Source organism: Algoriphagus pacificus (assembly GCF_017254845.1).
GTDB lineage: Bacteria > Bacteroidota > Bacteroidia > Cytophagales > Cyclobacteriaceae > Algoriphagus > Algoriphagus pacificus.
The window spans coordinates 31013-46302 of the sequence record NZ_JAFKCU010000007.1; the positions used below are offsets into that span (position 1 = coordinate 31013).

Annotated in this window: 14 protein-coding genes; 10 read left to right on the forward strand and 4 right to left on the reverse strand. The window is 39.3% G+C overall.

Annotation, left to right across the window (positions count from 1 at the left end):
- Positions 1–31 precede the first annotated feature (31 nt).
- Together J0A69_RS19965 and J0A69_RS19970 are read right to left on the reverse strand one after the other, a co-directional pair.
- Positions 32–775 (reverse strand): molybdopterin-dependent oxidoreductase, encoded by a 744-nt coding sequence (locus J0A69_RS19965; protein WP_206588397.1) that lies wholly within the window; start codon positions 773–775, stop codon positions 32–34.
- A gap of 2 nt (positions 776–777) precedes the next feature.
- Complete coding sequence (locus J0A69_RS19970) at positions 778–1542, reverse strand: cytochrome b/b6 domain-containing protein (protein WP_206588398.1); 765 nt, start codon at positions 1540–1542, stop codon at positions 778–780.
- A gap of 210 nt (positions 1543–1752) precedes the next feature.
- On the opposite strand from J0A69_RS19970, the gene J0A69_RS19975 reads away from it, so the two are divergent.
- From J0A69_RS19975 to J0A69_RS19995, 5 genes are all read left to right on the forward strand, one after another.
- Positions 1753–2760, forward strand: a complete 1008-nt coding sequence (locus J0A69_RS19975; RefSeq protein WP_206588399.1) for a metallophosphoesterase family protein — start codon at positions 1753–1755, stop codon at positions 2758–2760.
- 38 nt (positions 2761–2798) lie between these two features.
- On the forward strand, positions 2799–3734 hold the full coding sequence (locus J0A69_RS19980) for an FAD-dependent oxidoreductase (RefSeq protein WP_206588400.1): 936 nt from the start codon (positions 2799–2801) through the stop codon (positions 3732–3734).
- 107 nt (positions 3735–3841) lie between these two features.
- Positions 3842–4765: an alpha/beta fold hydrolase gene (locus tag J0A69_RS19985; RefSeq protein WP_206588401.1), complete on the forward strand. Its 924-nt coding sequence runs from the start codon at positions 3842–3844 to the stop codon at positions 4763–4765.
- A 239-nt stretch (positions 4766–5004) separates the two neighbouring features.
- Positions 5005–6678, forward strand: a complete 1674-nt coding sequence (locus J0A69_RS19990) for an N-acyl-D-amino-acid deacylase family protein (protein ID WP_206588402.1) — start codon at positions 5005–5007, stop codon at positions 6676–6678.
- Between the two features lie 353 nt (positions 6679–7031).
- On the forward strand, positions 7032–7556 hold the full coding sequence (locus J0A69_RS19995; RefSeq protein ID WP_206588403.1) for a redoxin domain-containing protein: 525 nt from the start codon (positions 7032–7034) through the stop codon (positions 7554–7556).
- Between the two features lie 57 nt (positions 7557–7613).
- On the opposite strand, the gene J0A69_RS20000 is transcribed toward J0A69_RS19995, so the two are convergent.
- Complete coding sequence (locus tag J0A69_RS20000) at positions 7614–8615, reverse strand: hypothetical protein (RefSeq protein ID WP_206588404.1); 1002 nt, start codon at positions 8613–8615, stop codon at positions 7614–7616.
- Between the two features lie 111 nt (positions 8616–8726).
- Between J0A69_RS20000 and J0A69_RS20005 the strand changes: the two genes are divergently transcribed.
- From J0A69_RS20005 to J0A69_RS20025, 5 genes are all read left to right on the forward strand, one after another.
- The gene (locus J0A69_RS20005; RefSeq protein WP_206588405.1) at positions 8727–10721 is read left to right on the forward strand and encodes a tetratricopeptide repeat-containing sensor histidine kinase; all 1995 of its coding nucleotides are present in this window, start codon (positions 8727–8729) and stop codon (positions 10719–10721) included.
- Between the two features lie 89 nt (positions 10722–10810).
- Positions 10811–11437 (forward strand): response regulator, encoded by a 627-nt coding sequence (locus tag J0A69_RS20010; RefSeq protein WP_206588406.1) that lies wholly within the window; start codon positions 10811–10813, stop codon positions 11435–11437.
- A gap of 144 nt (positions 11438–11581) precedes the next feature.
- Positions 11582–12892, forward strand: coding sequence for an alpha/beta hydrolase family protein (locus J0A69_RS20015; RefSeq protein ID WP_206588407.1), 1311 nt, complete (start codon positions 11582–11584; stop codon positions 12890–12892).
- 146 nt (positions 12893–13038) lie between these two features.
- A complete protein-coding gene (locus J0A69_RS20020) occupies positions 13039–13731 on the forward strand; it encodes a hypothetical protein (protein WP_206588408.1) in 693 nt (230 codons plus the stop codon).
- A gap of 70 nt (positions 13732–13801) precedes the next feature.
- Positions 13802–14272, forward strand: a complete 471-nt coding sequence (locus J0A69_RS20025) for a hypothetical protein (RefSeq protein ID WP_206588409.1) — start codon at positions 13802–13804, stop codon at positions 14270–14272.
- Positions 14273–14361: 89 nt separating this feature from the next.
- Here J0A69_RS20025 and J0A69_RS20030 read toward each other — a convergent pair whose 3' ends face one another.
- Positions 14362–15213 carry a sugar phosphate isomerase/epimerase family protein gene (locus tag J0A69_RS20030; RefSeq protein WP_206588410.1) on the reverse strand — a complete coding sequence of 284 codons (852 nt, stop codon included), beginning with the start codon at positions 15211–15213 and terminating at the stop codon, positions 14362–14364.
- Positions 15214–15290: the final 77 nt, after the last annotated feature.

The window sequence follows — 15290 nt, forward strand, 5'->3', positions numbered from 1 at the left end:
AGCCCGATCAGTTTTGATTGGGCTATTTTTGTTAAAAGCCATTATACCAGGCCCAACCATAATCTCCTGGATCGATGTACTCTTCCGAGACTACGATTTTTTCAATGTATTTCATGCTTTTAAAACCTATTTGCCTTTCCAGTCTTAAGCGAACTGGCGCTCCATGAGGGATGGATAAGTTTTTCCCATTCATGCCATAAGCCAAAATAGTCTGTGGATGAAAAGCATCTATTAAATCCAAGCCATCTAACCATCCATCATAGGAATAAAAATTTACCCAGCGTGCTTTGGGCATGATTCCCGCATGCTCCAAAAGAGCCCGCAAAGGCACTCCTGTCCATTCTGCAATGGCTGTCCAACCTTCCTCACAGGTATGCCTTGTGATTTGGGTTCGGGCATTAAATTTCTTGAGTTGATTCAATGAATAAGATCCTGGTCTAGCCACTAGTCCTTCTACTGGAAGCTGCCAGTTTTCAAAACCAGTCCTTAAATGCTTATCGTAAGCTTCACTAAAATAGTCTTTTGAAGTATCCGCAGGATTGATGGTACCAGTGGCAGGCATGGAGGAAATATCACTGAAGCTATATTCTTTGGCCAAGGATTTACTGGACAACAAGGCTCGATGTGCGGCGTAAGTGAAATTATCACCCATTCGCAGGATATTCCCATAATTCGGTGGCATTGGCCGATTACATCCTGGAATAAGTAATGCTCCCAAAGCAGCCACTCCTGTGCTGATTGCTGCCCGTCTTGTTATGATCTGCTTCTTCTTCATTTCTATTTTCCTATAGTCATGTATCTGATTTGAGCTTTAAAACCTGAGAGTACTATCATCAGCACATGAACCACCATAAAAATCTCTAAAGACGTCGAGGTAAAGAAATGGATGGTTCGAGCGGATTGATATCCTCCAAAAATATCCAGTAAGAAAGGATATGCCGCAGTAATCGCTGGTGACATGGTAAAGCCTGTAATTATTGCCATAGGCAAAGCGATAAAGATAATGCCCATGTAGGATAGCTTTTGCAAAAGCCCGTATTGAGGACCTCCAGTAGGAGGTGAAATTTTAAGCTTGAAATGTTCTTTCAAATCCCGGAAGAACTTCTTTGGTGTCAATTCCTTCAGCTTAGGCCAAATATGTTTTTGAAAATGCCCACTGAGTAAGCCAATAATCAGGTAAAAAAGTCCTGTCAAAACCAGAAACCAAGCCGCCAATAAATGAAGGCTTCTACCCCATCCATTTTGGTTAAACATTTCCTCTTCTCCAAGTCTACCTGCACTTACAGGAGAGTCTTCACTATCAAAAAAAGGAATTTGCTCTTCCCAGTCAGATCGTTGGTAATTTCTACTAATCGGAAATTCCAAAAAAGCAGGTGTCAATTCATTCCCTACTTCTCCCCAATACAATCTGGGATGAACCATCAAGATTTCAATCCCGGTAAAAACCAAAATCAAAAAACTAAGAGTAATTATCCAATGGGAAGTTTTGACCCAAGGTTTATGTTTTGCTTTTTCTATTTGGCTAGACTCGGAATAATCCATAGGATAAAATGAAGTGCTTCTGACCTAAATCACTGAAAATAAATGTACTATTTTATTTGAATATCAGAAAAATACAAGCTTAAACCACTTTTATTCATAGAAATAATCGAATTGAGAGGAGGGTATTCGATTTGAAACAAGTTTTTTAAATTGGAATATCGCTAGATTAGAGAGATCGAGTTGGATCAATAATTCGCAAAATCTCCAGATATGAAAGCTCCTTATGTTCTTTTTATTCTATCACTGGTCAGCTTTGGATGTGAAACTCCAAAAGAGCAGAAACCGATTTTCAAACATGATATTCCAAGCGGACCAACTCCTTGGAACAGCGATTCCTTTGAACTGGAAGAGGAAGACTTCACTTTTGCGATCATATCAGACCTTACCGGAGGAGAGCGTCCAAATATCTATGCCACTGCAGTTGGCCAATTAAATCGTCTGGATCCCACTTTTGTATTGAGTGTTGGGGATCTGATTGAAGGGGGAACTGAAGATACTGCACAGCTAGAAAAAGAATGGGAATCCTTTGATGGAAGAACGTCCTTCTTAAACATGCCATTTTTTCACTTGGGTGGAAATCATGACCTCACCAATCCTGTGATGCGTAGATTTTGGGAAAACCGATTTGGCCGGAGATACTATCATTTTGTATATGAGAACGTGTTGTTCTTGATGCTTGATTCGGAAGATTACGAGGAGCAGCGAATGATGGAAATCTATGAAGCCCGGGCAAAAGCACTTCAGATTATCAATGGTGAAATTGAGGGAGTTTATGAAGAATCAGACTATTATAAGATGCCTGAGAGAAACCTTGGAGGCATGAGTGATGATCAGGTTGCCTATTTCAAGAGCGTCCTTGAAAAATATTCAGAAGTCAAATGGACCTTCTTATTGATGCACAAACCACTCTGGATGCATGAGGATAATAAAGGTTTGGAGAGATTGGAAGCTTTATTAGCAGATAGACCTTATACTGTTTTTAATGGACACGTACATTCTTATTCCCATCGCAAAAGATTAGGAAAAGACTACATTATGTTGGGCACTACAGGTGGCTCTCAAAACCCTAGAGATTCCATGGCTTTTGATGAGGTCACTTTGGTTAGGATGGACAAAGAACCTGTAATTACTACTTTAAAAATGGCTGGCATTCTGGATGAAACAGGAAAAGTTGATGTGGTTTATGATAGTTTGTATCAAGGGAAAAAAGAGTTTTAAGAAAACTAGCTACGAAAATTTTTAAGCGAACATTCAAAATGAAATCAGTCACTGACGTAGGCTCTGGGATCATTGGTTTAACAACCGCTATTGCCCTACAAGAAGCGGGCTTTGTAGTAAAAATCATCGCTAAAGAACACTTCGAAAAGAGTCTTTCTAATAAAGTCGGTGCTATCTGGTTTCCTTTTGAAATAGCACCTAAAGAAAAAACCAATACTTGGGCTTCCCAATCTTATTCTCGCTATTTATTGGATTTGATCCACCCTTCCGGAGTTTTAATGATCCCTTTTATCAATGCCTATACCGAAGGTTCGAATACGGATTGGAAAGAACAATTACCTCCTGGAACGGTGCGAGAAGCGACAAAGGAAGAGCTTCCCAAAGGAATGGATCAAGCACTTTATGCGGAAGTTCCTTTGGTCGAACCCGGACTTTATCTGCCTTTTTTATTCCGGCAATTCCAAGCCAATGGAGGTCAATTTGAACTGGCTTTGATATCCTCTTTGGAAGAAATGGCAACACTTGATGAGATCGTAGTGAATTGTACAGGACTTGGAGCAAAAGAAATTTGTGAAGATCCCGAACTCTACCCAATTCGTGGGCAGATTTTGCGATGCGAAAAACTGGAACAAGTGTCTTTTGCTGATCCAACTAAAAAAGGGGCTTTGCGCTACATTATCAATCGTAGCAATGACACCATCATCGGCGGAACGGATTATGAGAATGATTGGAATCCTGAAATAAACCCAGAAGACACTGCTTTAATTCTGAAACGGATCAAGGATTCAGGAATATCTAAGTCTCCCAAAATCTTGGAGGAATTAGTTGGCTTACGACCCAAGAGAACTTCTGTTCGCTTTGAGTTTGATCAAGATTTCCCAAATGTTTTCCATAATTACGGACATGGAGGAGCAGGATTTACAGTGGCTTGGGGATGTTCGTTGGAACTGGCAGAGGTATTAAAAAGGGGATAAAAATGGTCTGAGAAGGAACAGACCAAAGCAGAAGAGAATATAGCTTTTAAGTCCTTTTGCCTGAATTCATTTAACTTGGTAAGAAATACACCATTACAATAATTACGATGAAGCACTTTTTCGGTTTTCTATTTCTCGCTTTCCTATTCATATTCCAAGCTACCGCTCAGGAACGATTTGTAGAATTGAATGGATCTAAAATCTGGATCAATACCAAAGGCATAGAACAAAGGGAAGAAGGTCAGCCCTTAGTGATTTTTGAAAGCGGTCATGGAACACCTATGGGAAATTGGGATAAGGTAATCGGAACAGTAGCTGAATTTGCCCCTATCCTAACCTATGACAGACCTGGAATAGGTAAATCTGAAGCAACAGACTATTTGCCTACCCTAAAAAACGTCTCTGAGCAATTGGTGAACCTCTTGGATAAATTGGAGTTAGCTCCTCCCTATATTTTGGTCGGACACTCATTGGGAGGAGTGTATGTCAGAGGATTTGCCAATTACTTTTCGGAAAAATTAGCCGGCTTAGTGATCATTGACCCAGGGGATTTTACCGAAACCCAAGAAAACCGGAATGAGGATTACAATATTCTCAATTGGGAATCTTCAAAGGTTGATAGTTTGATTCAATCATTTATTGACATCAGAGTTTCCAGAAATGAGAAATCCCCCGCACCAATTAGAAGAGAGGGGCAGGTGTTGGAAGAACTCAGAGAAAATAATTTCAAGGAAATAACCAGCACTCAACTTCCCAACATTCCTGTTCACATGATCGCCGGAGGAAGATTTGATATGCCAGCAGAATTTCAATCTAAAGAATATGATGATGAAGCACTGTTCCGATCCAAAATTAAACACCGCATTGCCCGTTGGACGGATGTGATCCAGTCAGTAGAAAAAGGCATGTTACTTTATAGTGGGGATGCAGGTCACTTTGTGCAATGGGATGACCCAGAATTAGTGATTTCAAGTATTCGGATGGTCATGCAGGATTATTATATACTACAGGAAGAAAAGAACAATAATTAATATGTATTTCCACTTTCTTACTAGTAGCCAAAGAAAAAAGGGTTTGAAGTATAATTCAACGTGCTGCGGACAGTGGACTGTCGTCAGTGGACGATTATCCGCGACTTTCTAGACTCATTCTTAAACTACTGGCACCATTGCGGATAATCATGATAATTAGTCTTTTTCAAGGGGTTTTCACTAACATCCTGTAAAGACTTCCAATGTTTTACTAATTTAATAGGCTAACCACCAAACCTATGAAATCTATTTTTCTTTTTTGTTGTGCTACCCTTATTCTTGGAAGTTGTTCCAATCCTCCAACCTATGATGTCTTAATCAAAAACGGTCAAATCGTTGATGGCTCTGGCACTGCTTCTTATGTCGGAGATGTTGGAATCAATGCAGATACCATTGCTGCAATCGGTGATCTTCAAGATGCCAAAGGCAAATTGGAGATTGATGCTAAAGGATTGGTCGTGGCTCCAGGTTTTATCAATATGCTAAGCTGGGCTGTGGAATCCCTTATTGAAGACGGAAGATCCATCAGTGACATCAAACAGGGAGTTACCTTGGAAGTTTTTGGTGAAGGTGAATCAATGGGTCCTCTTAGTGATTTCATGAGAAATGATTACCTCAATTCTCAGGGTGACATCAAATTTCCCATAGAATGGACCACTTTATCTGAGTACCTTGATTTCTTGGTTGAAAAAGGGATTTCTACGAATGTTGCCTCCTTTATTGGAGCAACCACTGTCAGAATACATGAACTGGGATATGAGGACAGAGCTCCGACTCCTGAAGAATTGGAATCCATGAAAAAACTGGTTCGACAAGCTATGGAAGAAGGTGCTTTGGGTGTAGGATCTTCCTTGATCTATGCTCCGGCTTTTTATGCCAGCACGGAGGAACTTATTGAACTCTGCAAAGTAGCTGCTGAATACGATGGAATGTATATCTCTCACATGCGGAGCGAGGGAGGAAGACTTCTGGAAAGCTTGGACGAACTGATCCGAATCGCAGATGAAGCCGATATCCGAGCAGAAGTTTACCATCTCAAAATGAGCGGTCAGGATAATTGGGGCAAGTTCGAAGCAGTAGTGGCTAAAATCGATTCTGCTAGAGCTGCCGGTTTGGAAATAACTACTGACATGTACAATTATGTAGCTGGAGCAACTGGTTTGGATGCTTCCATGCCACCATGGGTACAAGAAGGTGGCTATAATAAATGGGCTGAGCGACTTCAGGATCCAGCCATTCGGAAGCAGGTATTGAAAGAAATGACTACTCCAACCAATGAATGGGAAAGTCTAATGCAAGCTGTGGAAGGCCCTGAAAAAATTATTTTGGTTGGTTTTAAAAACGATAGTCTGAAATATTTGACAGGAAAAACATTGGCCGAAGTAGCTGCCATGAGAAATCTTTCCCCTGAAGAAACTGCCATGGATTTGGTGGTTCAGGATGGTAGCCGAGTGGGAACGATATATTTCCTGATGTCTGAAGAAAATGTCAAAAAGCAAATCGCACTTCCATACATGAGTTTTGGTTCTGATGCGGGTTCCTATTCTATCGAAGGAGTATTTCTGAAGTCCAGCTATCATCCTAGGGCTTTTGGAAATTTTTCCAGGTTACTGGGTAAATATGTTAGAGATGAAAAAGTGATTCCTTTAGAAGAGGCTATTTCCAAATTGACCACTTTACCAGCCAGCAATCTAAAAATCAAAAAGAGGGGCGCTTTGAAAGAAGGATTCTTTGCTGATCTGGCAATTTTTGACCCAAATGAAATTCAGGATCATGCGACTTTTGAAGAACCTATGCAGTATGCGACGGGGATGGTGCATGTCTTTGTTAATGGAACCCAAGTTTTAAAAGAAGGTGAACATACAGGAGCATTTCCTGGACAGGTCGTCAAAGGGCCAGGGTTTAAGGAATAATTAACCTTGGAGCCTAATAGTTAAGCAGACGTTTTTTGTAAAACAAAATCAATAATGCACTGCTTCGATAAAAGATAAAGCCAACTCCTTTTAAAAAAATTTAGTTTGACTAAATGAATGCATCTTGTAATTTGCCCTACAAGCTATTTTAAACTTTCATGAAAAAATATATCCTTTCTCTATTTTTATTAACCTCTTTAATTTCCTGCTCTAAAAAAAGCGCTCCGATTCAGGAAAATCCAAAAATCACCACGACAGTAACTACCGTAGCCTCAACTACGCGCTTTAGCCTAGATGGAAAATTATTTAACAAAATCACTGGAGAGCCTATTCCCATGGAGGACTTTGCTAAAATGATTAAGGAAAATCCATCGATTCCTTTAGAAAAAGTTTATAACAAATATGGTGTACCCGAAAAGGTTTTTTACCACCCTAATCCCCCGGCAAATTTTGGGAAACGAGATCCTGAATTAAAACCAAAAGTAGGAGAGCCATTTCCGGAATTTGTTTTTCAAACAGTTGAAGGAGATGAAATCGAATCGAAAAAATTAAATGGCCAATGGATTTTAGTAAGGTTTGATTTTTTTACAAATATGATGAATAAAGAAGATTATGCTATGCTAGTAGATGCAATAGACCAAATCCCAAAATCTTCAAAGATCACCACTATTTTATGTTCCTTAGATACCAAAGAAAATGTAATTAAAGAGCTCGGTAAATCATCTAAAAAGATTGAATTAGTCAGTGATGGACAAGGGTTTAGTGCTAAATATCAAATCGGAAAATTCCCTACAACTATGCTGATTGCTCCAGATCAAACCTTGTACAAATTCTTGGAAAAAAGCGAATATCAGGAAATTGGCTCCATCATAGAGTAAAAACAGATAGGAAAAAAAATAATTAGAAAGGGGAAGTCGAATGACCTCCCCTTATTTTTAATTATTCAAACTCGCTATAAATTTCTCGACTACTAAATCCAGATATTCATCCAATGCCTGTTGGGTTTTGGTTTTGAAAGCTTCTCTATCCGCCTTCACTTGATGCGATACTTCCAATTCTTTATCTCTTGTGTAAACAATTCCAGAATAAGAAGTATTGTAGCTTCTATCTGGTGAAACATACTCTGTGAATTTCTTTTGTTCTACAACTCCCGGGATTTCTACAGAGCCTTTTGGAGAATAAGAGAGAATCGTATTTGCTCCTGCTCCTGTCATGCCACCTTTCCAAACAATTCGTGCAACCACTGGTGATACTTCTATCTTGGAACCGAAAATACCCTCAGCGGATTTGGCTATAGCCGCCTCTGGAAGCTGGTAATCTACCACTCCTTTCATTTTAGTAGCATCAGTTACATATGAACTGCGCCCTTCGATTGTCACAAACTGGAAACTGATATTTGCTTCAAAAACAGGAATATCTCCCATTTGCTTTGAAAGAGCCGGTGTGGAATCCAAAAATGTTCCCTTGGTCTTTCCTTTGTTAGTGATCTTCTTTACAAAATAATCAAACCCTGAAGGAACAGTAGATACATATCCCATCAACTGGGCCTGGGAAGGAGTACCCCCAGTCATCTTGGTCCAATCACTGTAGAATTCTGTTTTCTCTGCTTCCTCAAAACCCACTATTTCAATTCCTGCGTCCTGCAGTTTTTTGACCACCTTCGCAAAGGCATTGTCTGTGATTTCCTGCATATCCTCTAATTCCACCCCAATCAATCCAACAGCCATTTCTACCCTGGTCTTTCCTCCTGTACTTGCTTCAGAGCTTGCTGCAAGCATCTGATAATTGACAAAAAATTGATTGAGAAATATTTTCTTGGGAGCACTTTTTAATTTTTTCTCCCCATAGCTATTGTCACTTATATTTTTTTCAGTGACTATTTGCCCATTGGCTACCATGCAGACAAAAAAGGCAAGGATTAATAAAGAGTTTTTCATGATTGTTGTCTTTTTCTTACAAAGAACTCTGTTTCAACACCTTGTTTCAATACAGTTGATTAGGTATTTTGGCATACCTAATGGTAGGTATATGACATTAACTCCAGCACATTGAGAATTATCGGAATCTTCCTTTTTTGCCTACTAAGTTTTGTAAGCTACGGACAATCTCAATTGGTGGACAGCCTTCAAAATATATTGAAATCCCAGCCTGATGATTCAACCAGAGCTTCGGTTCTTGGGGATCTTTGTTGGCATCTCAAATATTCAGATCCTTCCAAAGCTTTGGAATATGGGCATCAAGCCATTTCTATTGCAGCCAAAAATGGATATGATGCTTTACAAGCCTATGCATCCAATAATGTGGGAGTTGTATTTTGGGCGAAATCGGATTACGATTCAGCAACTTATTATCTAGAAGAAACCCGGAAAATCTATCAATCGCTCAACAATGAACGTGGTGTGGCGGTAACTTCTGTCAATCTAGGCTTGATTCTTCAAAATAAGGGCGATTATGACACTTCCTTAGAATATCAATTAGAAGCCCTTCGAATCATCAATAGTCTGGAAGATCAGGGATCAAAAGGAAGTGTGTTAACCAATATTGGGAATGTGCACTTCCTGAATGAAAAGTTTGACAAGGCGAAAACCTATTACTTTGAAGCTTTGGAATTTAAGAAGTCCTTACCTGATGATCAATTCCGGCAAAACCTCCATAAAACTCTTTTGAATATCGGAAATGTGTATGATCGTATGGAAAATACAGATTCGGCGATTTATTATTTTCAAGAAGCCTTGCCATATGCCATAGATAGTGATGATACAAAAAGCCAGGCATTGATTTACACAGATTTGGGTCATGCCTTTTCGGAGAAAGGAGAATTTAATCTGGCCAATGACTATTTTGATAAGGCTATGTCAATTTATTCTAATGGTTTTTATGAAAATGATTACGATTACTCCATTCTTCTTTATTCCTTAGCTCAGAATGAACTGAGAAGAAAAAACATCGGCGCAGCCGTAAAATTGGCGGAGCAAAGTCTTGAGCTATCCAAGAAAATCCAAAATCCCAACCGCCTGAAAGATAGTTATGGCCTTTTAGCAGAAGTCTATGAGGCAAATAGACAATTTGCACCAGCGCTGGAAGCTCAAAAATTATTTAGAGTATATGAAGACAGTCTTTTGAATTTGGAAACCAATAAGGAAATAGCCGAGTTGGAAACAAAATATGAGACTGAAAAGAAAGACCAACAGATTCTCCTTTTGGATCAGCAAAACAGTTTGCAGCAGGCGAAAAACCAACGAAACAGCATCATCATTGGAGCTCTTTTCTTAGTGGTCCTGCTGCTTTTATTGGTATTTTATCTTTGGAGAAAACAAAGTCAAATCAATCAACAAAAAGTACTTAGTGAGCAGAAAACCAGATTGCGAGAAGCTCAGATCCAAGCGGTGATTTCAAGTGAGGAAAAAGAAAGAAAACGATTTGCAGCAGATCTTCACGATAGCATGGGACAATTGGTAAGTGCTTTGAATATGAATATTCAAGGTCTGAAAAGTAGCTCCAATGACCCGCTTGTTCGCAATGAAATTGTTGATAATTCAGCCACTATCCTAGATGATATCCAAAGGGAAATTCGGAACATCGCTTTCAACCTTATGCCTCAGGTCCTGACAAATGAAGGGCTGATTTCGGCTTTGGAGGAATTGATTGCGCGGATCAACAAATCACATCAAATACAAGCAAAAGTTCAGGTGTTTGGATTAGGGGAACGCTTAAATGAAGTTTTTGAAATCTCTCTTTATCGAATTTTGCAGGAGTGGATCTCGAATGTTCTAAAGTATTCTGATGCCACTGAGCTTTTTATCCAATTCAAAGCACATGAGGAAGAAATCATCATTACCGTAGAGGATAACGGGATGGGTTTTGATCTAAGCACTTTTGAAAACAGCAAGGGAAATGGCTGGAGAAACATCCATACCCGACTGAATTTGATCAAAGGGGAAATGGAAATTGACACCCAGTCCGGCAGAAAAAACAATACTTTGCTCCTGACAATCGATAAATCATTAGCGCTCCAAAACAATCCACAAATGATAAATACCTAGCGATAGGTATTGAAAGCTACTTTTGAGCCTGCGTTCTTTGTCATAAAAAAATGTTGCGCTTATTTAAAAGTAGGACAGATAAACTGACGATGAAAAAACATCAGATACTTTTAATAGACGACCATAAAATTCTACTGGAAGGCACTCAACGGCTTTTGAGTGGGCTGGAAGCCTATGAAGTTACTGCAACTGCCAGCAGTGGAAAACAAGCTATCGAGCTTTTAAAGTCTCAGGATTTTGACATCGTGGTGACTGATTACCAGCTTCCAGATTACTCTGGGCTTGATATCATCAAAGTGGCCCATGCTGTCAATTCTGAAATGAAAATCATTGTATTGAGCATGCATGATGATCCATCTGTGGTGAAGGAGTTATTGAAGGCGAATATTGATAGCTTTATTTTAAAGAACGATGCTCCCTCCTCTCTGATGCAGGCGCTGGACAAAGTGACTGCTGGGAAGAAGTTTTTCAGTGATGACATCTCAGAAATTTTGGTTCGTCAAATCAATGAGCCAAGCGAAAAAAACGAGCTCTCTCCCAGAGAAATGGAAATCCTAAAGCTTGTCGTTCGAGACTTTTCTACCAAACAGATTGCAGAGGTTTTATTTATCAGTAAGAAAACCGTAGAAACACATCGGAAAAACATCCTCAGAAAAACGGACTGCTCCAGCCTAGTTAGTCTGGTAAATTATGCTCATGCGCACAGTCTAGTTTAGAATTTCAAGAAATACGAATATCTAAAACTAAGATTCCAATAAACTCCTGGCAATTCGATTTCATTCAATCCGACACTTATCAATTTGCTCTTTTTAAACTGAGAATTTGAAGATATCTTGGGCGATAACCTTTCAAATTTCAACATGCTTCATAAACCCAAATTTTTAGCCTTCATTGTTTTTGCCTTACTGCTAGGCAATAGTTATCCCAACTTTGCCCAAACTGCTCCCAAGCAATTTATTTATGGAGACTTATTACCAGATGCTCCTGAATTGGCAGCTAGAGGAGAATATGCTGTAGGTGTGCAGACTTTGGATTTGATTAATAAAGACCAACTGGATATTCTCAATTATGGTAAAGGTGGTGATTCACTTTACAACCGTCCTTTGAAAGTTGAAATTTGGTATCCAGCAGAAGCAATGGAAGGAGCAAATGAAATCATTTCTTATGATGAAGTGATGGGGCAAAACGGCTCTCCAACCAGACCAATTATTCCTTTTACCTTTCTTGGAAGAGCCACGAGAGCTGCCAAACCTAAGCTAGATGGAGAGCCATTTCCTTTGGTAATTGTATCTCATGGATATACGGGTTCCCGATACTTGATGACTTACCTGACAGAAAACCTGGCTTCCAAAGGCTATGTTGTTGTGGCGATAGACCATACGGAATCAACTTTTAGAGATGCAGGAGGCTTTCAAAGCACCTTGCTAAATCGGTCTTTGGACGACCTTTTTGTTTTGAATGAAATGGCCAGATTGAGCGAAGATCAGACTTCTTTCCTGAATGGTTTGGTAGATGCTGACAATACTGCATTGATTGGTTACTCCATGGGAGGTTATGGAGCGGTGAATGTCGCTGGAGCTGGCTATAGCCCTCAGGCTGCCCAACTTTTTGGAACGATGGCCGGAGGAAGCAAAGCTCTGCTAAAACGAAGTGTTGGGAATCCTGAATATGAGGCATCCATAGATCCAAGAATCAAAGTCATCGTGGCTTTTGCTCCATTGGGCATGCAACGAGGTGTTTGGAATGCTGAAGGTTTGGCTGGCATCAAAATCCCATCCTTATTCATTGCAGGAAGTAAGGATGATATTTCAGGCTATGAAGATGGAATCAAAGCAATCTATGATGGTGCTATCAATTCAGACAGAATCCTCCTGACCTATGAAAATGCCCGACATAATGTTGCTCCAAATCCAGCCCCAATGGAATCAATGGCTCAGGGTAGACATTTGGATGAATACCTTAGATATGCCGATTCAGTCTGGGATTCCCGCCGAATGAATAATATCAACCAGCATTTTGTAACCGCTTTTTTAGGCAAATACCTGAAGGGAGAAAGTAGCTATCAGAAATATTTGGAAGTGGATGCTGATCCTGAAGCCAAAGAATGGCCTGGTTTCAAACCGAGAACTACAGTTGGTCTAAAGCTGGAACATCAAAGTCCAAAAAACTAAAATTCTTCAACTTGTAATTTGAAAGCCATAGGGTAGTTAATTTCTCTAAACTAAGACTTAAAAAATCAAAAAATAATTATCTTGGATAGCTCTTAGAATTAAGGAACTCAGGTATGGGTTTGCTTAATCAGCGAGGCACTGCGGTTATGAAATTATTGATCACCTTTCTTTCTATTCTTTTTTTCTGGTTTGAATCACACAAAGAAAACTCTGACTTTCTCGTGATAAATAGCTTGGGTGCCAAGGTATTTGAAGCCCATACTTTTGAATCTGGAATAATCGACACCCTTTCTTTGGGACAAAAAATTCAAGTCGAAAAATCAATACCCACAGGAGAGAAATATTATGTAGGACCAGATTGGGGCTTGGAAGGAAATTGGATCAAAGCAAAAGGAATCGAGGGTTATATTTTCAGCTCGGACCTAACAGATAAAGAAGTTGAATTCACCTTGGATGATTTCGAGGAAACCAAGTTTGATATAAAGGGAAAAATATTGGATCAAAAAGAGGAAGAGAAAAAAATCAAGAACGAAGAAGGAGAGTTCCCTGTTCATTTGACTTATGAATATTATGAAAATGGAACCTATTCCAGGAAATCTTTCGACGGATGTTTCGATCATCTCTGGGAATTCAAAAATCTAAGCTTGAGCGAAGTTTACCACCAAATGCTCAATGATTATTCAGAATATTCTTCAAACCTAGAATTCTCAAGTCCTATTTTTATTGAAAAATCGGGGAATGTCCTCCGGTTTCAGGTAAAAGATGGACCAACCGAAGATTTGAAAATTGAAATAAAAGAGAATGGAATTTTTGAAGTCTCATCTTATGACTGCACCTAAAAATGTAATCTTCTTACATAAAATTGAAAGATAAATGAACCTCAAAAAACATATTAAACCTGCCCTGATAATGGGTTTAATTTACGGATTAGGAGATATCTTATTCTCTTATATTTTTTCCACTGAGCTGACTGCTCTAGGAATTCTATTCAAAATTCTTGGTGGATTTCTCTTTGGTTTTATACTAGCTTGGTGGTTTAAGCGATACTCTGACTTGCAGTTGAAAAAAATTGAAGTTAAAGTACCTGAAGAGGAGACAATTTTAAAAGTTGGAGGGGCTAATTACCATTTTAAAAATAAAGTTGCCATGGGCAAACTTGTTTTAACTGATAGACATTTGATTTTTGAATCCCCTAAAAATTATAACTCAAACTTACCCTGTTCCTTTACTCACGAACAGATTAAAAATCTTCGGCCTGCAAAATCCATGTATGTTATTGAAAACAGTTTTGAGTTTGAATCTGGAAAACTGGAACCTCACAAATTTGTAGTGGAAAATCCTAAGGAATGGATTGAAGAGATCAACAATCAAAATAACTGAATATTGACCTAATTGGCTCAATTGCGTCAATTAGAAGGGTTACATTCCCAGACACCTTCTTTTAATTCTATCCTAGAATCAAAAACTGATTATATCCCATACTTTTCACCCATGGATCGGATCAGCTCATATCCTTTCTCAGCCATATCCCAAGGTTCAGAAAAATTCCTCCACACACCTATGGAATTCGCAAAAGCAGGGTCATTTCTGGTAAATCCTTCAATGGTGAGCCAACCTTTGTAATTCACCTCCGCTAGGGCTTTAAAAGTTTCATCAAAGTTGACATGCCCTGAACCCGGAGTTCCTCGATCATTTTCAGAAATATGAAAATGACCTAATTGAGGTGCAATAAACCTAATTGCATCACCCAATTTTTTCTCCTCAATATTAGCATGATGGGTATCAAACATTGCCTGAACATTCGAATGAGCCGTTTTCTTCAGCAAATAAGAAAGTTGCTCCATGGTATTGCATAAATAGCATTCAAAGCGGTTCAAAGCCTCTGGAGTCAATAAAACCCCGGCATCTTTGGCGTAATCCCCTATCCCATTCAAGACCTCGGCTGACCAGTTGTATTCATCCTCAATAGGTTCTCTGGAAGCAAAAACAGTAAACGCAGAATGAAAGGGACCACAAAGAACCTGTGAATTCAAATCATGCGCGCGATCGATTACCCATTTGAGTTGCTCGCTTGCTGCGGCTCTGATTTTAGCATCTGGTGAAATGGGATTTTGATCTGGGCCCATCACAGTTACAGCAGTTACCTCCAATCCGATATCTGCACAATGCTTCCCTACTAATTTGAAAGATTCTTCTGGTGATCCACCAATAAAAAATTCGGCTCCATCGTACCCGATAGTTTTCAATCTATCCAAAATGGGTAAAAGAGATTCCGACATCTCCGCTGACCATGCCAGCACGTTAAATCCTATTTTGTTCATTGTTTCTATTTTGTCAATGGACCACAGTCCATGGTCGTTAGCCTCTCATCGGTGAGCTGCTGAACGTGTACTGTTAC